Here is a 23,795-nt window from a genome sequence, read left to right as displayed (position 1 = left end):
GCATATTTACCCCAACATCTTCTAGATCATGTTAGGAGGGGCCGCCCGTTGCTTGCCGCCATGACCAAAAAAGTCTCCCATCTGCTGCGTCCTGTCCATCATAAACAAAAGATGCTCATTTCCATGCTGCTATTGGCGACCATTCCCGTACTCGTATTGGGGCTGACCATCTCGAATGTCCTCACTTCTACGATACGGGAGCAAGCCACTCTGTATAATACGACTCTGCTCCGGCACGCCCAGAGCAAGATGAACGACCAGATAAAAAAAATCGACGAGCTCCTGCTTCAATACACATATTCCGATAAACGCTCCTATCCCGGCATACTGGCCCAATTCGCGATGAAGGAGCTGTCCGCGCGCCACCCTGAAGTGGTGCGGCAGCTTCAGAACGTGCTCGTTAACATCCGCAGCGGCATGGAGCATGTCATCGAGCTCGATTTTTATTCCTTCCAGTCCGCGCGCATATTGACCTCGGACAATCACTTGCTGAGCGAGGAAGAGTTCCGCGACCCGCTCGCGTTGGACATGGCCAGACGCATCTCGCTGCAAGGCGTGTGGATCGACACGCGCACCAGCATTCCGGCCAACAAGCGCATCGACCGGAACGTATTGACGCTGATCCGGCCCGTAGCCGAGGATTCCACCGAGAAGAAGTCGATTACCGGTGCCATTATCGCTTATCTCGATGCCGATACGCTCGGCAATCAGATGTCGGCAAAAAATACGTATTCCACACTCTCCCTCTTCGTGGTAAACGGGCATGGCCAGATCATTTTGGATACCGACCGCAAGCAGATCGGCAAAGCAATCAGCCTCGACAACTTGGAGCAGATCAAGACCGCCGAGCCGTTGGCACAGATTCGCACCCGGCTGAATGGAGTCTCTTCCGTTCTGAGCGTTCTCCCTTCCCGGAATCAGGATTGGTACTACATATCCGCGATCTCGGAAGCCGAGCTGAACCGGAGCGCGAACCGGGTGCAGTGGCTGACCATCGGCATTTCGTTAAGCTTCGTTGCCATCGCCGCATTTCTGTCTCTGCGCGCCGCAACGAACTTGTACCGACCGGTCCGCAAGCTGACTCAGGCCATTCAGCCGCTCCGTTCATCCGATCAACCGGCTGGCCAGGAACGATGCAATGAAATGGAGCAAGCACACCGGGCCATCGAAACGATAATACGCGAAAACCAGCAGCTCGAAACCAGCCTGATCCGCTATCGCGACAAGATGGAGCAGCATACGCTGCATCAATATTTGCTCGGCAGCATTCAAGAGCATGAGGCGCGCGCCGACATCCAATACGGCCAAAATGCCTCCTATATCGCCATCATGCTGCTCACCTTTGATACATGGAAGCTGCATGCCAAATATCCGCATGATGATCAATATTTGCTCTACTTCGCCGTCGAGAACATGGCGCTTGAGCTGGCGGATCGTTATGGCCAAGCGCACTCGCTCATGATGAAGCCGGGGCAATTCGCCGTTTTTATTGCCAATCAGACACCGCTGGAGCCGGAGGTGCTGAAGCAAGCCAGCGCCGACCTGCTGCATGCCATTGAGACGTATCTGCAACTAACCGTCACCTTGTCCGTCTCCTATTCGCTGCAAGGACTCGGCGGGCTGCCTGATGCCTACAAGCAAGCGGAACAAGCTTCACGTTACCGGTTCGTGCTGCACGAAGACCAGGCCATCTTCATCCATGAGCTGGACCCTGCCATGAGCATCCAGCTGGAGGATATTGCAGAGTCCACCTATAAGATTCTGGATGGCTTAAAAGCTGCGAAGCTCGAGCCGGCGCAGGCCGAATTCATTCATCTCATGGAGGGCCTGAAGGAAGGCGCCGTCTTCTCCGTAGATTCGGTGCACGGCTTCTTCTCCCAGCTGCTCGGCTCTATTCTGCGCTGCATGCAGCAGCATCACGGCATGGAATTCAAGCCGGAGCTGCAGCGTCTGCTGCTCAGCACCTTGTCCGCGCAGCAGACATTAGGCGATGTGGAAGCCTTCTTCCTGACGGAGGTGTTCCAACGTCTGAAGGCGGCGCTTGACGAACAGGCTCATCCGAAGCACACGGAGCTGATCGGGCGCATCGTCACCTACATCCATGAGCACTACGATCAAGACATTTCGCTGCAGCAATGCGCAGACGCCATCGGCTTGAATACATTCCAGGTCAGCCGGCTGTTCAAGAAGCATACCGGCCGCAACTTCGTGGACTATGTCATTACGTACCGCATCGATCGGGCGAAGGACATGCTGCTCCAGACTGATATGCGCATTCAGGACATTGCCGAGAAGCTCCGCTACACGTCGGTCCAGAACTTTATCCGCACATTCAAGAAAACGACCGGAACGACACCGGGGCAATATCGCAAACAGATGTCAGAGAAATAGCCGAATATCCGGATACCGGACACTGGCTTGCACAGGCTGCCGGGACGGCCCCCTGCCGGAGTTCTTCCAGCGTTCGCAGCGCCTCCCGCATCCAAGCCAATAAGCAGCAGACGTTACCTGAGAACGCCTGCTGCTTCGCTCATCACTATCCTTTTACCGCGCCGAGCGTCAACCCTTGCACAAAATAACGCTGCAGGAACGGGTAAAGCACGACGATCGGGAACGAAGCCAGCACGACCGTCGCCATCTGAATCGATACCGAAGGCGGGAGCGGCACGTTCGGATCCAGATTGGAAAAGATGTCGGCTTGACCGACGAGCACCACTTGCCGCAATAAAATTTGCAAGGGCCATTTGTCCGGATCGTTCAAATACAAAATCGCCGAAAAATATTGATTCCAGTTGCCCACCGCATAAAACAAAGTGAACGTAGCCAGAATGGGCAGCGACAACGGGAATACGATGTGCCCCAATATCCGCAGATCTCCGCAGCCGTCGATTCGGGCCGACTCGATGACGCTCTCCGGCAACGATTCGAAGAAATCCCGCATAACGAGCATGTTAAAGGCGGAGATCGCTCCCGGAAGGACAAGCGCCCACAGGGAGTTAATCAGCCCGGTGCCCTTGACCACCAAGTACGTCGGAATCATGCCGCCGCCGAACAGCATCGTGAACAGCACCAGGAACATAATGACGCGCCGGGCGCTGAACTGCGGTCTAGAGCACACATAGGCCAGCAGTGCGGTCAGGATGACATTGATGAGCGTCCCGATAACGGTCAGCCACACCGTGTTTTTCAAGGAAATGAAGAATACGCCCGTATCAAAGATGTAACGGTATGCCTCGGTCGTCCATGTCGACGGCCAGAGGATGAACCGGCCTGACAGCGATTCCTCCGTCGTTGCGAACGACATCGCGAATACGTGAATAATCGGAAGTATCGTGACCACGGCCAAAACAGTAAGCAAAGTCATGTTGATGGCGTTAAACCACCGATCCCCGCTCCTCATGCGCTGTAACAATGATGCTCACTCCTTTCCTGCCGCCGCGCCGGTTCAAGCATTGCGCACGGCGGCAACGGACTATTGCCTAGCCTGTTCCATCAGCCCTGCTTCCGCTTCTGGTAAGCCTCGTTGAATTCCTTAATGATCTGCTCTCCGCCTCTGCCTTTCCACTCCTGGATGATCTTGTCGTAATCGTCAACCGGGCGTTCGCCAAGAATGATCTTGTTCACTTGGTCCGTCAGGAATTGATCCAGCTCTTTTCCTTTTTCGCTGTATGTCGGCGAGAAGAGGCCGATCGACTGATCGCTGTACGGTTCGCCTTCCATCGCGACTTTGAAGTTCTCATCCTTCATTTTCTTCAATTCGTCCCAATCGTCCGGGTTATATATCCATTCTCCCTCTGCCGCATGGTTGGTAAGCACATATTTGCCTGTGCCTTCGATCAAGCCTTTGTCGGTCAGGACGTTCTGTCCGTTCTCCTGCTTATGATGCTCATTCTCCACGCCCCACTTCATGAACTCGGCGCCCTCGTCACCGATCTGATCGTCCAGGATGGAGAGCAGCTTCTTCACCTTATCTTCGTCTTTGCCAAGGCTTGCCGGCATAACGAAGAACCCATAGAAACCGTGATACTTCCCATAGCCTTTATAGCCGTCCGGGCCCGTCAGCGGCGGAACCGATGCGACGCGAAAATCTTTGTTGACGCTGTAAGCCTTGTCGAAGCGGGCTTTGCTGAAGGCGGTGTACGCCCAGTTGCCGATAATGCCCGCTTTGCCGGTCAAGAAGTCCTCGTCGGCCTGCGTGCCTTTCTTGATCGTATAGTCCGGGCTGAACAGGCCATCCTTATAACCTCTCGCCAGGAATGCCACCGCATCCTTCGCGTTCGGCATCATGTACCCATGCGTGATGCCGCCTTGCCCATCCTCGAACCAGCCGAACCGGAGCGCCCGGTATGAACCGAACAGGCCGTTGAAGCCGCTGAACGTGCCATCCAACGCAAAGCCATACGTATCTTTCTTCCCATTCCCGTCTGGATCGTTCAGCGTGAACGCCTTCATTACTTCATACAGCTCATCGTAATTGGCAGGCATCTTCAAGCCCAGCTTGTCGAGCCAATCTTGACGAATGACCATCGCGTGGAACGGAATGCCGCGCAGACGCGGAACGCCGTAAATATGCCCTTCATACGTCAGCATGTCCCAGATTTCCTGCGGAATCTTGCTCAGATTGGGATAATCCTTGATGTAGTCTTCGATGGGCAAAAACATGCCGCTGCCCGCCCAGTTGAAGTAATTGGCGTTCGGGTCTTCCATCAGCATCAAATCGGGCATGTCGCCCGATGCTACTGTCACGCCGACCTTATTTGTGTAATCGCCAGCGGCCACCGGAATATATTTGAATTCAATGCCGTATCTGTCCTCAATCGCCTTAATGCCCGTGCTGTTCGTTGTCGGAGGCGCCGCGCCGAACAAAATATTCATCGCCGAGACACTGTATTTCTTGCCGTCCTCGCCCGCGCTCTGACCTCCGCCCGCATTCGATTCCTTGGCGCCTCCTCCATTGCCGCAAGCCGCCAGCAGGCTGGCCGCCATTGTACATGCCAAGATGAGAGACAACACTTTTTTACCCGGTAATTTCATGATTACATCCTCCCTAGGTTCATTGTAAAATCATGATGGGCATTCTATGATGTAAGCACTTACAAATTGCGGAAGCAACCGGCTTTAGAATACGCCGCGCTCCCCCATGCGTTTCGCCAGCTTGTTGGCGCCGAAAATCATAATCAGCCCAATCAAGCCTTTCAGCAGCCCCACCGCCGTCGAGAAGCTGAAGTTGCCGTTGACGACCCCCGCTTGATAGACATACGTCTCGATGACCTCCCCGACGTCCCTGACGGACGGGTTCAGCATCAGGAAGATCTGCTCGAAGCCGACATCCAGCACACTGCCCAGCCGCAAAATGAACAGGACGACAATCGTGCTGCGTATGCCCGGCAGCGTGATGTTCCATATCTGGCGCAGCCGTCCGGCACCATCCATCTTCGCCGCTTCATACAGCTCCATATCGATGCTGGAGAGCGCCGCCAAGTAAATGATCGTGCCCCAGCCCGACTCCTTCCAGATCACCTGCAGCACCAGCATGAACCGGAAGTTGTCCGAATTGGACAAAATATCGATTTTCGATAAGCCCATATCCAGCAACAGGTTGTTCACGGCGCCGTCGCTTTGGAACATCAGGTAGAAGATACCGGCCACGACCACCCAAGACAGGAAGTGAGGCATGTAGAAGACGGTCTGCAGCACGCGCTTGAACGACCTTTTGGATACCTCATGAATCATAATCGCCAAGAAGATCGGAATCGTGAAAGCGAATACAATTTGATAGAAGCTAATAATGAGCGTATTCAAAAAAATGCGGCCGATATCCGGATTTTCGAATATGCGGTAGAAATGCTTCAGGCCCACCCACTTGCTGTCCCAAATGCCGAGCATCAAATTGTAATCCTTGAAGGCGATTGCTACACCAAGCATCGGAAGATACTTATACACAATAAAAAACAATAGGCCTGGCAGGGCCATCAGCCACAGAAACCTCTCGTTCCAAAACACCTTGCCTATGCGTCTCCATCTTCCGTTCCCTCTTGCCTGAATGTCCGGAGTGTAAGAGGATGCTCTTGCTGACATTGACGTCACCTCCTTTGTGTCCCCATTTTAGGTCACAGGCTCATGGCATGGAAACGTTCACTTTTTGATGCTCATTTTTTGTGCCATTAAAAATGCAGTGCAAAAAATGATAACATAGGCCAGCCTATATTTTTTCGTTAATAGAAACACATTTGCCCGTGATTCGTAAATAAAAAATAGTTTGACCATCTTTGACTTTTTAAAAAAAATTCGTTATGATATGGCTATAGCTCGTAATTCATTGGATCGGACTTACGTTTAACGGTCCAGGATTTGGTTAATATTCTAGTTAAGGAAGCTGAGGAGGGATTATCGTGAGTTACGTACCTGTAGTTGTCGAACAGACGAATCGAGGAGAACGATCCTATGACATTTATTCCAGACTGCTGAAAGACCGCATTATCTTTCTTGGAACTCAAGTCAATGACGTAGTGGCGAATTCGATTATCGCACAGCTGCTCTTCTTGGCTGCTGACGACCCGGAGAAAGACATTCATCTGTATATCAACAGTCCAGGCGGCTCCATCTCGGCCGGCATGGCCATCTTCGATACGATTCAGCACATCAAGCCGGACGTCTCTACCATTTGCGTAGGCATGGCCGCTTCCATGGGCGCATTCCTGCTGAATGCCGGAGCGAAGGGCAAGCGATTTGCGCTGCCGAATAGCGAAATCATGATTCACCAGCCGCTCGGCGGCGCCGAAGGGCAAGCGTCGGATATTGAAATCCGGGCCCGCCGCATCCTGAAGATGCGCGACAAGCTGAATCAAATATTGGCGGATCGCACAGGTCAGCCGCTCGAACGAATCGAGAGAGATACCGATCGCGATTACTTCATGTCGGCGGAGGAAGCGCTGGAATACGGCCTGGTCGACAAAGTGCTCGGCAGCGTTTAATTGGCCGCATCGGCTTCATCCTTCATCACAGCAAAATGAACATAAATAAGCTGCTCGTGTTGCGTATCGTCGCAGACGGCAGCTTTTTGTTTGCTGTATGCTGAAATATCAATGGACCTTCTATCCGCTTTCACCGTATTACAATATGTGCTTAAATAATAGAGATGCTTCAATGATAATTTCCTTGCAGAATAGGAGGTGGGAACTTGCCAACGGTGAGAGATATAGCGCGTGTAGCGGGTGTTTCGCCAGCGACCGTATCGCGGGTGCTTACAGGCAAGGGGAACACATCCTCCGAAGTGAACGAAAAAGTGGCAAAGGCGATACAAGAGCTGGGATACGTGCCCACTCAACATATACAGCAAAGGTTCCCCGCAGCCGGACCTCGAACCATATGCTACACGATTGCGCGCGATCCGGGTGAAATTTTCGGCAATCCATACTATGCCAATGTGCTTCTAGGTTTATCTAACGCTACCCAAACATACGGATACGATTTGCAAATTTCAACGTTTCGCTCTGTTGAACAACAAGTCGAAAAATGTTTGAAATTGTTTAAAGATAAAAGAGTGGACGGCTTTATTTTGTCAGGAGTGCTGTCGGCGGATAAAAGCACGCTGATTCAAAGCCTGCAACAGCATTCCGTCCCTTTTGTCATGATCGGACGCAGTCTGCAGCATAACATCTTTTGCATCCATAGCGATAATTTTCGTGACGGATACGTTACCGCGCAGCACTTAATTGACGAAGGATATCGGCACATTCTTTTTTTGACCGAAAGCTTGGATTTGGATGTCGTGCGCGATCGGATCGCGGGATATAAGCAGGCGCTGCACAACAATGGCTTGGAATCGGGTGACGACAGCGTTATCTTGTTCGGATCGGAAGAAGCGCACATGATGGAGGCTCTGGATCGGTATACCTCCGGCGGAAAAGGATTCGATGCGATCATCGCAGCCGACAGCGTCATGGCGCTCGGCGTGCTGAAATACTGCCGCGAACGCAACCTGCGCGTGCCGGAAGATGTCGGCATTATCGGCTTCAATGACGCGGCATTCCTCAATAAAATATCGCCATCGATTAGCTGTACCACGATTAGAGGGGAGCACCTCGGTTTAGAAGCGCTTGAACTGCTGATCGAGCTGCTGGACGACCCCGAGCGCATCAACAAGAACAAAACGGTCACTCTGCCTTCAGAGCTAATCGTGCGGCAATCCACACAGCGAAGAAACAGTCTGTCGAAAACCTAATATTTGATGAGAAAGACGCCGGGATATGATACTCCGGCGTCATCATCTATTGCCGCGGCAATTCAATCAACCTTGACTGCCTTCACACCCGGTATTGCTTTCAGCAGCTCGGCAAACTCGCCAAGCGGCATTTTCTTCGGAATCACGACCGTCATCGCAATGTGCAACGGCAGCGTTTCTTTCTCTCCCCAGGCTGCAGCGGCGTCTATTATGCCATCTTCCACATTCAATTTCTTAATCTCTATCCGCGCGCTGAGCAATTGCTCCGATATCGTGCCTAGCGCCCCGGCTGCGCCAGTGGTAATCAGGTGAATCGAATGCGCTTTATTCACCGCTACATACCGAAGCTCCACCTTGTTCAACACTTGCAAAGAGGCGAATACGAGCCCGCACGTCAGGATTGCCGGAAAATAAAAACCGGCGCCTACCGCCAAGCCGATCGCAGCCATCACCCATAGCGTAGCCGCTGTCGTCAACCCCTTTACCGAGGTTCCCGTACGAATGATCGTTCCTGCGCCGAGAAACCCGATGCCGCTAATGACCTGTGCAGCAAGACGGGCCGGATCGATCCGGACATTCGGTTCATCGACGAAGGCGTTGAAGCCATAGACAGACAGCAGCATAATGAGCGTAGAACCGATGCATACCAATATATTGGTGCGGAATCCGGCGGCATGCTGGTTCATCTCTCGTTCGAATCCGATAATGCCTCCGAGCACAAGCGAGAGAATCAGCCGCAAGCCTATGCTCGCTGGATCCACAATCCAAGGGCTTGTCATTCATCTCCCCCTCCCTCGCCGCTCCCAATGCCAAGTTCAATTACGTTTTCGTCGCGCCCGCCGTCAAGCCGGAAATGAGGAATCGCTGCAGGAACAGGAATACGGCAGCGATCGGAATCGCAATCAGCATCGATCCCGCGGCAAAACGAGTGAAGTTGTTGCTGAATTCTTGATTGACCAGGTTAAACAAACCAACGGCAAGCGTATAGTTTTCCGAGCTGCGGATCACGATGCGCGGCAGCAAGAAATCCATAAACGGCGTCATGAAATTAAACAAGGCCACGACAGCCAAGATCGGTTTTGCCAGCGGCAAAATAATTTGAAAGAAAATTCGAAAATGGCCCGCGCCGTCAATTTTCGCAGATTCATCCAAGTCACGCGGAATCGTGTCGAAATAACCTTTGATCAAAAACGCATGCATCGGTATCGACGACCCGACGTAAATCAAGATTAAGCCCGCGAGCGTGTCCAGCAGCCCCAAAATGTTCAGCAAAATATATAAGGCAACCATCCCCATAAGCACCGGGAACATTTTGATCAGCAAAATCGCGTATAAGCCATGCTTGCGCCCTTTGAAGTTGTACCGCGAGAACGCATACGCTAAAAACGTCGTCACGATGAGCGACAATACGGTTTTCCAGCTGGCTACGATGAGGGTATTTTTGTACCACAGCATGTATTGACTATTCGGGTCCGTGAACAGCCACGAATAATGCTCCAACGACCAATTTTCAGGAATGATCTTGGCGCTGTACAAGCTTGTGCCCGGATTCAGAGAGACACCCAAAGCCCATAAAAGCGGATACATAATGACGATAAACATGAACAGAATGAACGCATAAATCCCGGTAAGCTCCAGTCTTGATTTCCATTTCGCACCCATTAGACGTTACCCTCCTCCTTGAACGAACGAGTCCTCCTGAATTGGAAAAAGGCGACTGTTGCCACAATCAGACCAAGGATGATGGAAATGACCGCAGCCATGTTATAATTCAATGTTTCAAAGGTAAGCTTGTATACCCACGAGATAACGATATCCGTCGAACCTGCCGTCTGCCCGCGAACCGGAGGCCCGCCTTGGTTGAACAAGTAAATCAAGTTGAAGTTATTGAAATTGCCCGTATACTGCATAATGAGCAGCGGCGCGGTCGCGAACAGGACGTGCGGCAGCGTAATGAAGCGGAATCTTTGCCATTTGGTTGCGCCATCGACTTCGGCTGCCTCATACCAGTCACTTGAAATACTTTGCAGCACGCCTGTAAACAAAGCGAACACGAAGCTGAAGCCAAGCCATACCTGCACGATAATAATCGCGACTTTCGTCCATAGCGGATCAGACATCCATGGAATCGCCAAGCCGAACGGCGCCAGTATTTGCCGGTTAATGGCTCCGAATTGGTCGTTGAACATCGCGGCGAATACGAGAATGGAGACGAATGCGGGCACCGCCCACGGCAAAATGAGCATCGTCCGAATAAACTTTTTGAATTTGACGCGCTTGTCGTTAACGACGACCGCCAAAAACAGCGCCAGCGAAATTTGCAGCGTCGTCGCCACAAACGTCCACACGATCGTCCACGAGAGGACAGAGAAGAACGTATTGCGCCATATCGGCACGGCAAAAATATTTTTGAAGTTGTCGAGCCCCACCCAATCCAGCAGAAAGCGGGGCGGCGAGTTATATATGTTGTAATTCGTAAATGCCAATGAAACCATGAACAGTAGCGGCAAAATAAGCACGAAAATAATCATGAAGATCCCCGGCCCGACAAGCACATACGGAACCCCTTTATCCCATGCCTGCTTGAAGCCTTCATGCATGGAGGTAATCTTCCAGCCTTCGCGAATCTTGCAGGCTTCCTTCCGCGCATCGGTCAGGTTGATCCAATAGAACCCGATGAGAAACACCGTCAATATAACCGAGATAATGCCTTGAATGAGAAGCGACCGGGAATCATCAACCCCTTGAATCGTCCCCAGCGTATATAACCCCCAGTAACCAATATTCAAAAAGTCGGAAAAAGCTCCCAAAAATGATAAAAACAAAACGAAAAAGAGAGTTCCTTTGATATATCTTCGGTTATAGATTTGCCCCAATCCCGGAATGATGGACAGCAGCATCGCCAAATTTGGATGATGTGCGCTTATTTGCGGCTTGTCGGTTCGCGCATGTAGTTCTCCCAATCTAATCAAGCCTCCTAATGTGTATCCCTTGAAGCATCCATGATGCGGATGGGGATACGGCAGAAGTATCCCCATCCGACTGCTTCCGTCCTATTTGCTTGCGTTATTGATGGCGATTTGTTCTTTAATTTGCACGACAGCTTCATCCAATACTTCCTTGGTGTTCTGTCCCTTTGCCAAGAAGACAAGCGCATTTTTCATAGGCTCCCACGTTTGAGAGATTTCCGGATTGTTCGGTGTCGGCGTAGCGAATTTCGCTTGCTCCGCAACCGCCGAGAAATACGGATGCTTCCTGACAAGATCGCTCTCCAGAATGCCGGGGCGCGCCGGGATTTCACCGGCAGCTTGGAAATGGCTCGCCCCGTTCTCATCGTTCGTAATGAACAATGCCAGCTCGGTAGCCCATTCTTTATGGTCGGAGAACGGAGACAGCACCAGACCCTTCACTCCGAGGAAGGAAGGAGGACGTTGCCCGTTATCCAGCTTCGGCAGCGGAACGGCGCCCAGCTTGTCTCCCAGCGCATCCTCGTAGTTCTTGATCGACGATGGAACCGAGATGACGGCGGCGGCTTTCCCTTCCTTGAACAGGCCATCGAGCACGTCCCCATTGATCGACGCCGGGATCAGTCCTTTTTCAAACCATGACTTCACAAGCTCTGCACCTGTTACGGAGCCTTCATTATTCAATCCGATATCATCGACATCATAGCCCTTATCCTTGTTGTATCCGAAAATGTAACCGCCATTGCCTTGCAGGAACATGTTAGAGTAATAAAAGTTCGTTGCATCAAATAGGAAGCCGTATTTATCTTGCGATGCATCCGTAAACTCCAGCGCGAATTTTTCAAGCTCGGCCCATGTCTCCGGAGCTTTCGGCATCAGCTCCTTGTTGTAGAACAACGCTGTCGTTTCGACAACCATCGGCAGATTGTAGATTTGGCCATCGACCGTAACGGCTTGAATGGCTTCTGGCGAGTACTGGCTAATTTGCTCCGCGCTGATTTGGAATGGTTCAGCCAGGCCTTGCAGAACATTGCGGCCCATCGAGTTATGCGTGGCGCTCCATAGATCGGGACCACGGCCAGAAGGGCCATCGAGTGAAAAGGCTTTCGCTTGTTGGCGCGGGTTGAATGGAACAACCTCGACCGCAATGCCGGTCTTCTCCGTGAACTTCGCCGTAATGGCCCGCAACGATTTTAATTCCGGCTCATTTTCCGCCCCCCACACTTTCAGCTTGTCCGGTTTTGGCGGCATGTCGCCTTCCTGTTGTTGCTGCTTCGCGTCCGCATTTGGCTTCGCTTGTTCAGCGTCACGCTTCGGGCCGCAAGCCGTAAGCGACAAGATGACCGTCAATGAGAGCAGCAGCAATACCATTTTCTTAGCCATGATGAGTTGTCCCCCTTGAAATGAACGTCGTTATTATTCGTAGACGTGCTGACCGAGGTGGTCTTTATGCAACGTTACCGATTCGCATTGGCCTTCGGAATCAAGAATAAAGTGCACAACACCTGCATTGTAGACAGGGTACGTGTCGCCTGGATTGGCGATTTGTTTCATATCGGCGGTTGTCTGGCCATGCCCGAATACGGCAATGTGCGCATCCGTCCCGTAATAAGCCTTGAGCTTCGCGTCGACAAACTTTTGTACGCGCTTTCGAACGATTGCGTGATTTTCCGGCCAAGCCGGCCACCACTTTTGGTTTACATCTTGGTAATCCGCAAATTGCGCATGCGGGAATTCAGCCAGCACCTGCCCGCAGCTTTCCCACTCATAATCGCGGTAATCTTTCCATTCCTCATTGAAGATTTCAGACATTTCGGGAATGAGCACGATATCCAAGCCTTTGGCCTCCGCAAGCGGCGTTGCCGTCTGAATCACTCTGCGCAGCGGGCTGCAGAAGATGGCCTGTAACGGAATATTCCCGAACAAGGGCGGAAGTTGATCCGCCTGCCAGCGTCCTATTTCCGATAAGTTGCAGTTCGGTCCGCCTCCCTGTCCGATATTCATCGTCGATTGCGCATGTCGAATTACATATAAGTGCATAATAAAATGTTCTCCTCTTCATTGAAATCATCATCCGCTTAGCGGGCAGCTCTCTTTGTATTCACGCTGCTCTGTTGATCGGATAGTTGACCGGCTTCAAGGTGAGTCGTATCATTCAGCTTGATTAGCTCTGTTGCATGTTCGCGGAAGATGATATGGGTAACGCCCGTATTCGCTTGGGGAAACCGAATATGCGCCGAAGAAGCGATACCTAACGCCTCACGTATCAAATACTCGTTAAAATTCCCATGGCAGAACACCGCGATCCGCTCCTCGCCGCACATGTTTAGCTGCCGCAGCATTTCGCGCGCACGCTGCACGACGATCTCGTGATTGTCTCCTCCCGGATACACCCATCCGTCTTTCTCCATCGTATTTTGGAACGCCGCCTCCGGGACGCATTCCGATAACGATTGCAGCGAAGGCCCTATGTACTGGCCGCCCTCCCTCACTTCGTATAATTCCTTCCGTACTTGAACCGGTAATTGAAGCAGTTGAGCCAGAGGCTGCGCCGACTGCAGCGCCCGAATTAATGGACTGGCAAATATGCCGGCAATCCCTCTGTCTCGCAAATACATCCCCACGCGCCCGGCTTGCGCGAGTCCGCGCTCGGTTAGCGGCGAATCAGGCATATCCCGGTCCGGCATCGTATTGCCGACCGACTGCCCGTGCCGCACAAGATACAGTTCCATAATCGCTCCCTTGTTCACTTCCGTTGCTTGAATTGTGACTCCTGCAGGTACTGCCGCGCAGCGTCTATGTTCTTATGCCTGTTGTGTCTTTGTCTTATTTATCCTTGGATTCGATCCTGCCGGTCGATTGGCGAATCACGAGCTCTGATGGCAGCGTTACATTTTTTTTGAGACTCATCGCTTGAGGCTGATCGATAAGCTCGTTCAATAGATGAAATGCCTCCGCTCCCAAGCTGGCCCCGTTCATCTCCACGCAGCTTAGCGTAGGAGATACTTTGACCAAGTATGGCGCGTCGTTGAATCCGATAATCCCCACATCTTCCGGCACGCGCAGCCCTTTAAGCTGGCAGAACTTCAGCACGCTGAGCGACACCACGCTGTCTGTCGCCATGACGCTGTCGAAAGCAATCCCTTCCTCCAGCAGACGTTGCAGCGCTTCCATAATGTCGTCTTCTTCCGAACCAACCTGGACGATGCGTTGCGGGCCGGCATCCAATCCGAATTGCTGCACGGCTTGCCTATAACCGGAAATTCGCGCTCCGAACACGTCCAGCTTCGTATCTTGCGTAAATACGACGATCTTCCGGTACCCTGCTTCAATCAGATGTCTGGCCGCCATGTATCCGTCCCGCATGTTATCATTATGGACGGAGAACACGTCGTGATGGAACGTGCGTCCGATCAGCACGAAGGGAATATACTCCTTATGAAGCGCTTTCAACAGCTGTTCCTTGTCGGCCGACAACACCCCGGTCAATATGAATCCATCTACCTTCTTTTCTTTGTACAATCGCAAGCATTTCTGTATCTGCCGCTCTACACAGTGAAACACTGCAAACTGCAAATCCATGTTATGCTGTTCGACTGCGCTCGATAACCCATATAGCACGCTGTCAAAGAACGGGTTCCCGAAAATGTCCATCGAATTCCTTGCGATGGTTAAGCATATGGTCCTGCTGTTGGTTGACGGAGTCTTGGCGTTCCCAGGAGGCACATAATTGGTCTCCCGTATCGCCATGTGGACTTTCGCCCTTGTTTCTTGCGATGTGTTTCCTTTATTCGACAATACTCTTGATACAGTTGCTGGAGATACACCAGCCAATTTGGCGACATCCTTCATATTGGCCACGAAATACCCCCTATATTACCATGAAACAAAAATCTGAAATTACTGAAACATGTTTCATAAACATTAAACCACACATCAACATAAATGAAAAGGGTTAATTTATTTCAGGCTATATTTTTATGTATTCCGTGAAAAACAAATGAGAAACGTCCCTCTTTCTCTGAAACAAGTCATGTTTCTGTTGCATATATGATGAAACAATTCTACATCATAGGAATTCATACATTTAATTGTTAGTTATAAATAAAAATCTCCTTAAATATATATAGAAAGGAGGCTTTTATGTGGAACAGTCAGATATATTCAGCTCATGGCTGATTAAAACCATAAACAATAACAAGTAAGGCTAAGAACGGAATTATTACCTGGTTAACTGGTCTTTTCCAAAGGATTTTTATACTGCCGTATCGAACTATTCAAGGTACCTTCCCGCAAAAATACTAGCCGGCCTTGAAGAGGGGGAATATCATTTCGTTACAAGCTATGGAGGTTTTTTATGATACGTCGTTTAATTATATGTGCTTGTATACTAATTGGTACGGTCATTATCTTAAATTTTCAGGATATTCAAAACTTAATGGAGCCTAGTACTACTTTTAAGAAATCAATTATGGATAATATAGAAGACAAAGAAGTTTCATCTTTAGAATTTTATTTTTCCTCTAACGAGAATGAAATAATCACAAAAGACAAAAAGGATATCAACCGAATTTTGGAGATATTATCTGAAATGAATTTGAAGAGAGGTAAAAATACTACTGATAAAGAAATTTGGATAGATGTAAGAGTACAAGGTGAAAGAAGGTATCTGTTGGCTCTGAGCGACGATAAAAGTCAAATAACAATAATTAATTACAGGGATAAAAATGATATAATTAATTATTATGAAATAGAAAATAATTTTGATTTAGATAAAATAAAGGACATACTGAATAAAGTAAGCCCAGAGTAAAAGGACTTTTTTTAGCCCCTCCTCTTCAAACCATACGCGAGGTTTCCCTTATCCAGCTTCCGATATTCGTCATACATATGCATACAGATTATAGCAGCCTTTTAATCCATATTGTTTAACTAAGTGCCGTACTCTTTGCATCGAACTCATCCGCCTTTTCGCTGTCTCTTCTTCTTGGCCTATCATCGGGCGAATCGTTATATGATATACCCAATCCAGCTTAGCTAAGCCAGTCTGGCTGATAGAGTAGTTGCGCCAGCCCTGTACAATATGCTCGTCTATTGAACATGATCTCATGCTTGGAGGCGATAATTTAATTATCTTCTCGTATTCGCCCACTGTCTTCTTCCATTACCCCGGAATTTTACGAATAAGCTTGAGCAATCGCTTGTTGGTAATTCCTGTATCGAAAAACATAAATGAAAAGGGTTAATTTATTTTACGCTATATTTTTACGTATTACATGAAAAACATATGAATAAGAGTCTGATGAGTACCATGAGACAAATCGATTTTTGTTACACCAAAACTGAAACAAACAAAAAACCGTTTATTAACATGAAGTAGATCCGTTCTATAATCCTGACGATAAGTGAATAGATCGTTAATGAATAATTGACTGATTCATGTATATAAAAATTGCTATTGCTTCGTGAAAAAAGTAAAAAAATCTCCTGTTGTTGAGTTACTTTCGCGTTATCAATAAACGCCTCAACAAAGGAGATTTCTATAAATAAAAGTTCTCGAGATGTATTCTTGACTATCGGACTCAGACTAACTCACAAGATGCAGTCTCTTATGGTGAAGCTCATATATATGTTGACAATGACTTGAAACAGTATCATCGTGAGTAACGATCACTATTGTCATTCCTTTCTGATGAAGGGCATGGAATATCCTCAATATGGATTCTTCGGTTACCTCATCCAATGAACCAGTAGGTTCATCAGCTAGTAATATTGAAGGTTTTTTAACTATGGCACGGGCTATTGCTACTCGCTGACGTTCTCCACCTGATAATGATGATATGTCTTTTTTGATGTGATTTTCCATATCCAAATCATGTAGAACTTCTTCAATCCTACTTTTTATTTCTCCTCTAGGTATCCTGAGATATTGCAGTGGTAGTGCAATATTATCGAAAACATTTCGATCATCTAGCAAGTGGAACTTTTGCGTTATATAAGCCACGTGATTCCTTCTGTATTCTGCCAGTTGCTTTGCTGTAAACCGTGAAATATTGGTTCTGTTAAAAAGCATGTCACCTTCTTCGAATGGAAGCAGGCCTGCTAAAATATTGAGTAAAGTAGATTTTCCACAACCGCTCTTACCCTTAATAGCGATAGATTCTCCTTGATGGATATGAATATTTACATTCTCTAAGATGTTCGTGTACTGTTTCCCATCAATAAATCTTTTTTTTATTTCTACGAGTTCAATCATCGTATTGTACCTCCTTAATCCCCGATATTTATATCTTTCATAATTGGGCGAAACCAAAGCTTAATCGCCAGCAACAGGCAAATGATAATACTCATAGAGATACAAATTAAAAACATAATAAACTGTGTCTTAAAATCACCGATTTTAAGAATCTGATCTAAAACAATGAAGCTTGTTAAATAAGCAGCCAGTATAACACTAAATATTTCGATCCACTGCATTTTTATAAGTCCAACTTTAGTAGCCCCATTGATATAATGAATTGCGAAAAATGATAATCTCTTTTTCTGTTGTAGAAATAAAATGCTAATTATAATAATTAAATTTAATAGAGCTGTAGAGAGAAATACAGTTTGGACTAAGGTTTTATCTTCTTGTAAAACGGTCATTAAACCCCTGTATTTTAGGATATGTGGATTCAGACCGATAAAAGAATAACTTCCAATAGATGATTTTTGAGCAATCGCGTTAATCCGCTGCATCATTGATTCGATACTTGATGGGTCATTGTCTGTTACAATGTAGCCGTTGATCATAGCAAAATAGCTAGCTTGTTGGAATAATTCATCTACTTCTGAAATAGGCTTATTATCATACTCTCTATAAGGAAGTAGGATATATTTGTCTAAGTAAAACTCCGTATCATTATTAAAGTAAAGCTTACTGTTTTCCTTTAAAAACCCAATAATTTTGATATTAAATGACTTATTATAGAAATTGATAGTAGTTTCATCGCCAATGTGAAACACATTTCGATAAGAAGCTCCCAACAATACTGGTACAGTATCCTCGAACCCCTTAAAATCATGTTCACTCCAAATCGTTCCTTCTGCTGCAACTAACCCAAAAAAGTCAAGTGCCTGCTTATTCATTTGAAACGATTTAACAGCGGTAAATGTAGCATTTTCTATCTTTGTCTGGTACTTCCTGTTGCCTTGTTCATAACCCTCAATAAACTCATCAGGTAGCCCATTATCGTTTAATAGGATATGGTGATTGAACATAGCTAGATATTCAAAATCATTTGTATTATTTAGTTCATTGTAATAGTTTTTTAATCGTTCGAGATAACCCGGCTGGCTAACAAAATCTTGGTACACTTCACCATCATAATAACCATCAAGTAACTGATAGATGGACTTTCCTTCATAGATTTGTTGAAGACCATTACTTTCATAATTAAGCTGTTCGATAAAAGAAATGAAGGTTCCTATAATTATAAAAAATAAAGTAAGCTGAAGATAAAGAATCATCGTTAATAATTTATGCTTTTTTAAAAAAATTTTTAGTTCGTTTAGGATCATTTGCTGATTGCACCACCTTTTGATGAAGAATTAGTTCTGAGAAACAGGCTTAACAAAGAGCAGGCGCTAATCAGGAAAAGAATGGCTATCCCTATCAGTTGTTTTAAAAATGATCCAGAATCAAAAATAGAAATGAATAAACACATCATAACTCCCGGGACAGTAATATACATGGAGACTTTAAAGAATAACTGTTGATTAATTTTATTTTTCGAAATGCCCATAATGAATAAAATATACAGCTTTTTCTTTTCTGATTCGTACCAATACCGTATAAATGCTAATGCACTAAGGAACAAAAGGAGATAAAACTCAAAAATTAGCAAACGATATAGAAAGGGGATATTTGCCGTTCTCGATAGCCCTTTTTGTGCACTTTCAATCAGAGTGATCATAGGAAATTTTTTGATTAGATTTTCGGTGATTTCAGTCACCGTTGATTTATGATCACTATCAATAATAATTCGCATATCAGGTGTTAAAGGCGTCTGACCAGGTTGATATAGCAAGATTAGATAGTCAACTGGACTCGCGAATGATGCACCCATAATTCCGATTACTTCATAGCTTTCTCCATTAAACGATATATGCTTCCCACCGTTACTATCTTTGGAGTACTCTAACATTTCCCTTCCAATAACCGCTACCGGCTTCTTTTCTTCATGACTAAAAAAACGACCAGATTCGATTGGAGGGGACCAATCACTACTATGATCTATAAAAAAGCGGTAGGTATCATTATATTCTATGAACAGTCGATAACTGGATTGTGAAAGCTCAGTTTCGACCCAATCGTTATCACCGTTATTAATTAATACAGCATGATGATTAGAATAGAATCCATTGGACAATTCGTTGAACCTTTCTTGCTTATCGATATAAGTTAGAAAAAGGTAACAAATTATATAAAGGCATAAAAAAAGCAAGGTGAAAATAATATCTTTTCTTCTCAGTGTAAACATCTGCTTTCCTCATTTCACTACAGATTAAGCATTATACTAGAGGCTGCTTTATCTCCCTTTTCTTCGAGATAAAGTAGCCTCCTAGCAAATTATCTTTGTAAACGAGTCACATGCAGCAGCCCTCTAGCCGGTTTAAAAATTAATTTCCCCAATAAGTTCGGGCTTGTGTCCATTCAAATAATTTAGGAGTGTACCAAGGGGACTGTGCAGTGGTGTAGCCGGTACCCCATTGTCTCCCACTTGTCGACCGAACATTGTCCTTATTATCTTCCATTCGAGCAGTTGTATAATGATAAGTATCTTTCCATGTAGTTTCGCCATATGCCGCATAACGGTAGTCACCACTGCCTGTAATCTCTTGCGATAGTCGTTTACCTTCATGTTTCTCAGGAGAACTAGAAGCTAAAGTACCAACAAAACCACTAGGAACATTGATATAATATCCTCCCGTTTCACTCCAGCCGCCCGAAACCTTGTGGTGTGAAGTCGAGGCAAATCCAGGAACTGCAGCAACCACAAGAGAGAGACTCAATACTGCTGTTCCAAACATTAATTTAACACTCATTTTCATAGAAAAGTTACCTCCCTAGTTTTGATATGATACAAAAAAATATTAACTACGGATTAGATGCACGTTAGCATCTACACATGCTTCTTTCCAATAATTCCCTACACATTCTATGTTATCACAAAGAAGTACATTAAATGAATATTATATAACTCAACTTTCTCATACCTAGCTAACAAACCCTTGATATACTCGGGAAAAACGGAGATAAACTTGTCGAAAAGCTCTAGAAAATTTCTTTTCCGTAAGAATCAGTACCTCTTGAACGGTACTGTAAATCCGAATGATCTCTTCATCAGGCAGCTCAAGATCCTTTGACAACAACGCAAGGCAGTGTTGCTTGTTGCGACGGTCACGAACAAACAAGAACGATTGTTTTTAGCCGAACGAGCAGCGAAAAGCGTAGCGGGATAAACATGTTTCCATCAACCTAGGGTTAGCATACGAAATCCCCGGACATACTTTCCGGTCGTGTGATCATGGACATTGGCTAACAGTTCTACGGTCTTACTACGTACATGGAAAAAATGAATCGCCAAAGTTCAACATATTTTCCAGCCTTACATTTGGCTACTTAATTCATCTATCACCCCCTTAAATTCTTTTATATCCCATTGATTTTTAGTCTAAATTTTCCAATTTTGATTTCCTATAGAACGGAGGATACAAAGGTCCTGCCTTTCCCTTATCTTTTAGTTTAAGAGAGTAATTCTTTTTTTGAAGCTGTAACACGTATGAATCAAGTTCCTGACTAAGTTCAACAACATACTCATCATTAAAGCTTTTAATGCTACCTACTGTTCTTACCAAGCGTTGACGTAAATCTTCAACTTTTTGTATAAGTACTAATTCTTCATCCTGCGTATTCATCGAAATTGGATTGGCCCCCTCCCTTCACAACGAATTTAAAAGCAAATCAGAGTTAACTTGAAGTAGTACTTATATATTCAATTTAAAACATGTTTCAATATTCTCTAAAATTTTTCATATTTTAAAACTTTTCGACTTTAATTCTAATAATTAGACATTTTTTGATTATTAGTTTAAAGAAAAAATGAAGGTTACTTACCATAAACGCACAAAAAAAGATGTAAGATCGATTGAGTTTCGATCTTACACCTCGCACATCTTATATTATCACCAGCCGCCGGGCTCACCAATATCGCCCCCAAAAAAAGAACTATATCCGAACTTGTTAATACTATTATCTAACGTAATGTTATTCCTATCTTGATTACTTATGAAAGGTGATACGCAAAACAGCAAAGTTGTAATTATTAACCCTATTTGCAGAACTTTCTGGTACATACCAATCACCGCCTTTGCAGTAATTACAGTTTACGCAGCATATTATATGCTTCTTTTAACTGAGCAGTTACTGATACATTAACTGTTTCATTGGATAGCAATTTGAACACTAAATAAAAGCATTCATTTGAATCGCTATAAGCTCTTATTTCTGAGTAATATACTGCACTCTTTATATAGCAATCAATTGCATCTTCAAATCGCTTTTTTAATATTAAGTAACCGGCTTTTAATTTAAAATATAAAGCCAACTCTGATTTTTTAAACGGTGTATGATAATCAGCGTTCAGTATTCGAGTTTCATCTCCTATCAAGTGTTCTATTGCTTCGATATCTTTATTCTGGAGGTATAGTTCGAGAAGTTCGTTAATAACATGAATCGCAGTATTTGGTGAGGATTGATCTAAACATATTTTAAGTTGCAATATTGCGTGATCTCTATTTCCCTTTTTACCTTGTATTGCAGCCTCGTTAAGCTTAATATTTTCTTGAATCTCGGGAAAAGGGTACTTTTTGCATTCACATAGATACTGTTCAGCCATAAAGTATTCGCCTAAATAGTAGTATGAATTGCAGATAAGGAGTAGGGCACGCGCTTTCGTGAGACGGTCGCCATCATTCTCTTTGGTGATATAAGTACACAGATGGATACACTTCTCATAAAGTTGCAGCGCGTATGCATGAAAACCTAGTTTGAAATGTAACAGTACCTTCTCTTCTTCCGATAAAAAATTGACGTAAAGTAATAAATATGTTCCGGCTTGAAAAGTAAGATCCAGTTTGCTGAAATCATTTCGTTCAATCAAGTACTTTTGGAATAAAGCTTTCGCCACAAAAGGTTGTATTCCGTGCTCTCTGGCATATTTCGAGAGAAGTTCAAATAAACCAAGTTTGATCATTTCATCAGTTACCGAACCGGTTATGTTGTAGAGTTCCTCTACTAGGTCATAACTATCCACACCGTCGCATTCTAGAAAACGGGCGGCTACCTTCGCAATGATATTCATGTCGCTAACCCGAACGGCCTCTAACAGCATATGGTGCAAAATATTTTTTCGTTTCTCCATTACAACGTAATGATTCACAACATCTTCATATGAAATCGATAATGGAGATGATAACGCCAGAACGGTGTCTAATTCGGGATGTTTCGTTTCGCCTCTCTCGATTTTCGAAATTGTTCCTTTTGGAACGCCCGAGAGGGCTGACAACTGATGGAGTGTGAAGCCCGCCCTCTTCCGATAATCATGAATCAATTCACCTACGCGCCTCAGCTCAGAACCCATATCATCACCTTCTTTCGAGCCCCATTTTACATACAAATATTCCCTATTCATTTATTAACACCTTACTATAAATCCCAATCTCTGTAAACGTCCACTGGTCAATAAGCACATCAAAAACCATATGCTTTCAACCCATCAACAGAATTTTTCATTTTCTACTCGCCGATAAAAACATTCAATAAATTAAAGCCCAACAATTGATATACAGACACAAGCAGTACCCATTATGATATGGGTAAATTTAACTACAAAGGAGGCATTTGTTATGGTGAGAAGGCTTGTGACTGTGTTCGTACTGATTGCATTAAGCTTTGCTTCCCTTTCGGCAACGGCATCCGCAGCGAGCACATACCATTGGCCGGTGCCTGATTCAACCCGAATTACACAAGGCTTTAAGGGAAATGCTCACAAAGGCATCGATATCGGAGGCAGAAGGGCCGGTGTAGCCGGCGACACTATCGTGGCCTTCTATGGCGGAAGAGTCGCGCGAGCCGGTTGGTCCACCAGTTATGGATGGGTTGTCTACATTCATCATTCCATTAATAATACAAATTATCAGTCCAGATATGCACATATGAACAAAGCCCCCGTGGTATCAACGAATAATAACGTGGGAAAGGGGACCAAGCTGGGGGAAATGGGAAGCTCGGGCCAAGCGCAGGGGGTTCATTTGCATTTCGAAACGAGAAAATGCAGCGGAGCTTGCTTGACTGATAATTCTTCGACTGCAGTAGATCCAATCTCCAATTTCTTTCCCGGATATAAAAATAACGTTCCTGCCTCCACTGCCCCCGTTGAAAAAGCCGATCACGACAATGAACTTGAAGTGTTCTACAGCATGGAGGAGATCCGTGACATGAGCATGGAAGAACGAGTGGCCAAAGGCATTCCGTTCGAATCCATCACATGAAAATAAACAGT

General features: G+C 46.1%; 21 protein-coding genes and 1 pseudogene. 5 read left to right on the top strand and 17 right to left on the bottom strand.

What is annotated here, in order from left to right; genetic code table 11:
* Positions 1 to 48: 48 nt before the first annotated feature.
* Positions 49 to 2,391 carry an AraC family transcriptional regulator gene (locus JSQ80_RS11920; RefSeq protein ID WP_206095425.1) on the top strand — a complete coding sequence of 781 codons (2,343 nt, stop codon included), beginning with the start codon at positions 49 to 51 and terminating at the stop codon, positions 2,389 to 2,391.
* A gap of 145 nt (positions 2,392 to 2,536) precedes the next feature.
* Here the strand turns inward: JSQ80_RS11920 and JSQ80_RS11915 are convergent, their stop codons facing one another.
* The 3 genes from JSQ80_RS11915 to JSQ80_RS11905 all read right to left on the bottom strand — a co-directional run bounded on the left by JSQ80_RS11915 (position 2,537) and on the right by JSQ80_RS11905 (position 6,078).
* Positions 2,537 to 3,412, bottom strand: coding sequence for a carbohydrate ABC transporter permease (locus tag JSQ80_RS11915; RefSeq protein ID WP_240463629.1), 876 nt, complete (start codon positions 3,410 to 3,412; stop codon positions 2,537 to 2,539).
* 80 nt (positions 3,413 to 3,492) lie between these two features.
* Complete coding sequence (locus tag JSQ80_RS11910) at positions 3,493 to 5,034, bottom strand: extracellular solute-binding protein (RefSeq protein WP_206095424.1); 1,542 nt, start codon at positions 5,032 to 5,034, stop codon at positions 3,493 to 3,495.
* Between the two features lie 84 nt (positions 5,035 to 5,118).
* Positions 5,119 to 6,078, bottom strand: a complete 960-nt coding sequence (locus JSQ80_RS11905; protein ID WP_206095423.1) for an ABC transporter permease — start codon at positions 6,076 to 6,078, stop codon at positions 5,119 to 5,121.
* Positions 6,079 to 6,392: 314 nt separating this feature from the next.
* Between JSQ80_RS11905 and clpP the strand changes: the two genes are divergently transcribed.
* A complete protein-coding gene (gene clpP, locus JSQ80_RS11900; RefSeq protein ID WP_087434452.1) occupies positions 6,393 to 6,974 on the top strand; it encodes an ATP-dependent Clp endopeptidase proteolytic subunit ClpP in 582 nt (193 codons plus the stop codon).
* Between the two features lie 215 nt (positions 6,975 to 7,189).
* The gene (locus tag JSQ80_RS11895; RefSeq protein ID WP_336245844.1) at positions 7,190 to 8,224 is read left to right on the top strand and encodes a LacI family DNA-binding transcriptional regulator; all 1,035 of its coding nucleotides are present in this window, start codon (positions 7,190 to 7,192) and stop codon (positions 8,222 to 8,224) included.
* Between the two features lie 62 nt (positions 8,225 to 8,286).
* Here JSQ80_RS11895 and JSQ80_RS11890 read toward each other — a convergent pair whose 3' ends face one another.
* The 7 genes from JSQ80_RS11890 to JSQ80_RS11860 all read right to left on the bottom strand — a co-directional run bounded on the left by JSQ80_RS11890 (position 8,287) and on the right by JSQ80_RS11860 (position 15,042).
* Complete coding sequence (locus tag JSQ80_RS11890) at positions 8,287 to 9,003, bottom strand: MgtC/SapB family protein (RefSeq protein WP_206095421.1); 717 nt, start codon at positions 9,001 to 9,003, stop codon at positions 8,287 to 8,289.
* Positions 9,004 to 9,043: 40 nt separating this feature from the next.
* Positions 9,044 to 9,886, bottom strand: coding sequence for a sugar ABC transporter permease (locus tag JSQ80_RS11885; protein WP_087434449.1), 843 nt, complete (start codon positions 9,884 to 9,886; stop codon positions 9,044 to 9,046).
* Complete coding sequence (locus tag JSQ80_RS11880) at positions 9,886 to 11,187, bottom strand: carbohydrate ABC transporter permease (protein ID WP_272491119.1); 1,302 nt, start codon at positions 11,185 to 11,187, stop codon at positions 9,886 to 9,888. The genes JSQ80_RS11885 and JSQ80_RS11880 overlap by 1 nt, the downstream gene beginning before the upstream one ends.
* 90 nt (positions 11,188 to 11,277) lie before the next feature.
* Positions 11,278 to 12,573 (bottom strand): extracellular solute-binding protein, encoded by a 1,296-nt coding sequence (locus JSQ80_RS11875; RefSeq protein ID WP_206095420.1) that lies wholly within the window; start codon positions 12,571 to 12,573, stop codon positions 11,278 to 11,280.
* A 33-nt stretch (positions 12,574 to 12,606) separates the two neighbouring features.
* A complete protein-coding gene (locus JSQ80_RS11870; RefSeq protein ID WP_206095419.1) occupies positions 12,607 to 13,230 on the bottom strand; it encodes a histidine phosphatase family protein in 624 nt (207 codons plus the stop codon).
* A gap of 38 nt (positions 13,231 to 13,268) precedes the next feature.
* The gene (locus JSQ80_RS11865) at positions 13,269 to 13,922 is read right to left on the bottom strand and encodes a histidine phosphatase family protein (protein ID WP_206095418.1); all 654 of its coding nucleotides are present in this window, start codon (positions 13,920 to 13,922) and stop codon (positions 13,269 to 13,271) included.
* A 94-nt stretch (positions 13,923 to 14,016) separates the two neighbouring features.
* Positions 14,017 to 15,042, bottom strand: a complete 1,026-nt coding sequence (locus JSQ80_RS11860; protein WP_240464060.1) for a LacI family DNA-binding transcriptional regulator — start codon at positions 15,040 to 15,042, stop codon at positions 14,017 to 14,019.
* 505 nt (positions 15,043 to 15,547) lie between these two features.
* On the opposite strand from JSQ80_RS11860, the gene JSQ80_RS11855 reads away from it, so the two are divergent.
* The gene (locus tag JSQ80_RS11855) at positions 15,548 to 16,003 is read left to right on the top strand and encodes a hypothetical protein (RefSeq protein ID WP_206095416.1); all 456 of its coding nucleotides are present in this window, start codon (positions 15,548 to 15,550) and stop codon (positions 16,001 to 16,003) included.
* Positions 16,004 to 16,777: 774 nt separating this feature from the next.
* Here JSQ80_RS11855 and JSQ80_RS11850 read toward each other — a convergent pair.
* From JSQ80_RS11850 to JSQ80_RS11820, 7 genes and pseudogenes are all read right to left on the bottom strand, one after another.
* The gene (locus JSQ80_RS11850; RefSeq protein ID WP_206095415.1) at positions 16,778 to 17,446 is read right to left on the bottom strand and encodes an ABC transporter ATP-binding protein; all 669 of its coding nucleotides are present in this window, start codon (positions 17,444 to 17,446) and stop codon (positions 16,778 to 16,780) included.
* Positions 17,447 to 17,460: 14 nt separating this feature from the next.
* The gene (locus tag JSQ80_RS11845; RefSeq protein ID WP_206095414.1) at positions 17,461 to 18,750 is read right to left on the bottom strand and encodes a hypothetical protein; all 1,290 of its coding nucleotides are present in this window, start codon (positions 18,748 to 18,750) and stop codon (positions 17,461 to 17,463) included.
* Positions 18,747 to 19,712: an ABC transporter permease gene (locus tag JSQ80_RS11840; protein WP_206095413.1), complete on the bottom strand. Its 966-nt coding sequence runs from the start codon at positions 19,710 to 19,712 to the stop codon at positions 18,747 to 18,749. The genes JSQ80_RS11845 and JSQ80_RS11840 overlap by 4 nt, the downstream gene beginning before the upstream one ends.
* Positions 19,713 to 19,851: 139 nt before the next feature.
* Positions 19,852 to 20,283, bottom strand: coding sequence for a hypothetical protein (locus JSQ80_RS11835; RefSeq protein ID WP_206095412.1), 432 nt, complete (start codon positions 20,281 to 20,283; stop codon positions 19,852 to 19,854).
* A gap of 373 nt (positions 20,284 to 20,656) precedes the next feature.
* Positions 20,657 to 20,795, bottom strand: a pseudogene (locus JSQ80_RS29995) (IS4 family transposase); the annotation flags it as partial.
* Between the two features lie 106 nt (positions 20,796 to 20,901).
* Complete coding sequence (locus JSQ80_RS11825; RefSeq protein ID WP_206095411.1) at positions 20,902 to 21,150, bottom strand: aspartyl-phosphate phosphatase Spo0E family protein; 249 nt, start codon at positions 21,148 to 21,150, stop codon at positions 20,902 to 20,904.
* Between the two features lie 461 nt (positions 21,151 to 21,611).
* The gene (locus JSQ80_RS11820; protein ID WP_240463628.1) at positions 21,612 to 22,925 is read right to left on the bottom strand and encodes a helix-turn-helix domain-containing protein; all 1,314 of its coding nucleotides are present in this window, start codon (positions 22,923 to 22,925) and stop codon (positions 21,612 to 21,614) included.
* A gap of 214 nt (positions 22,926 to 23,139) precedes the next feature.
* Here JSQ80_RS11820 and JSQ80_RS11815 point away from each other — a divergent pair, with 214 nt between their 5' ends.
* On the top strand, positions 23,140 to 23,784 hold the full coding sequence (locus JSQ80_RS11815) for a M23 family metallopeptidase (RefSeq protein ID WP_206095410.1): 645 nt from the start codon (positions 23,140 to 23,142) through the stop codon (positions 23,782 to 23,784).
* Positions 23,785 to 23,795 lie beyond the last annotated feature (11 nt).

Origin of the sequence: Paenibacillus apiarius, assembly GCF_017052585.1 — a bacterium.
Taxonomy (GTDB): domain Bacteria; phylum Bacillota; class Bacilli; order Paenibacillales; family Paenibacillaceae; genus Paenibacillus_B; species Paenibacillus_B apiarius.
This window is presented reverse-complemented; position numbering and strand designations above follow the sequence as displayed.

Bases quoted from the DNA above. Each gene is read 5' to 3' on its own strand.
- JSQ80_RS11820 (WP_240463628.1), bottom strand. From the start codon at position 22,925: ATGAATAGGGAATATTTGTATGTAAAATGGGGCTCGAAAGAAGGTGAT.
- JSQ80_RS11875 (WP_206095420.1), bottom strand. From the start codon at position 12,573: ATGGCTAAGAAAATGGTATTGCTGCTGCTCTCATTGACGGTCATCTTG.
- JSQ80_RS11885 (WP_087434449.1), bottom strand. From the start codon at position 9,886: ATGGGTGCGAAATGGAAATCAAGACTGGAGCTTACCGGGATTTATGCG.
- JSQ80_RS11890 (WP_206095421.1), bottom strand. From the start codon at position 9,003: ATGACAAGCCCTTGGATTGTGGATCCAGCGAGCATAGGCTTGCGGCTG.
- JSQ80_RS11850 (WP_206095415.1), bottom strand. From the start codon at position 17,446: ATGATTGAACTCGTAGAAATAAAAAAAAGATTTATTGATGGGAAACAG.
- JSQ80_RS11840 (WP_206095413.1), bottom strand. From the start codon at position 19,712: ATGTTTACACTGAGAAGAAAAGATATTATTTTCACCTTGCTTTTTTTA.
- JSQ80_RS11910 (WP_206095424.1), bottom strand. From the start codon at position 5,034: ATGAAATTACCGGGTAAAAAAGTGTTGTCTCTCATCTTGGCATGTACA.
- JSQ80_RS11870 (WP_206095419.1), bottom strand. From the start codon at position 13,230: ATGCACTTATATGTAATTCGACATGCGCAATCGACGATGAATATCGGA.
- JSQ80_RS11825 (WP_206095411.1), bottom strand. From the start codon at position 21,150: ATGAATACGCAGGATGAAGAATTAGTACTTATACAAAAAGTTGAAGAT.
- JSQ80_RS11855 (WP_206095416.1), top strand. From the start codon at position 15,548: ATGATACGTCGTTTAATTATATGTGCTTGTATACTAATTGGTACGGTC.
- JSQ80_RS11905 (WP_206095423.1), bottom strand. From the start codon at position 6,078: ATGTCAGCAAGAGCATCCTCTTACACTCCGGACATTCAGGCAAGAGGG.
- JSQ80_RS11815 (WP_206095410.1), top strand. From the start codon at position 23,140: ATGGTGAGAAGGCTTGTGACTGTGTTCGTACTGATTGCATTAAGCTTT.
- JSQ80_RS11845 (WP_206095414.1), bottom strand. From the start codon at position 18,750: ATGATCCTAAACGAACTAAAAATTTTTTTAAAAAAGCATAAATTATTA.
- JSQ80_RS11835 (WP_206095412.1), bottom strand. From the start codon at position 20,283: ATGAAAATGAGTGTTAAATTAATGTTTGGAACAGCAGTATTGAGTCTC.
- JSQ80_RS11860 (WP_240464060.1), bottom strand. From the start codon at position 15,042: ATGAAGGATGTCGCCAAATTGGCTGGTGTATCTCCAGCAACTGTATCA.
- JSQ80_RS11865 (WP_206095418.1), bottom strand. From the start codon at position 13,922: ATGGAACTGTATCTTGTGCGGCACGGGCAGTCGGTCGGCAATACGATG.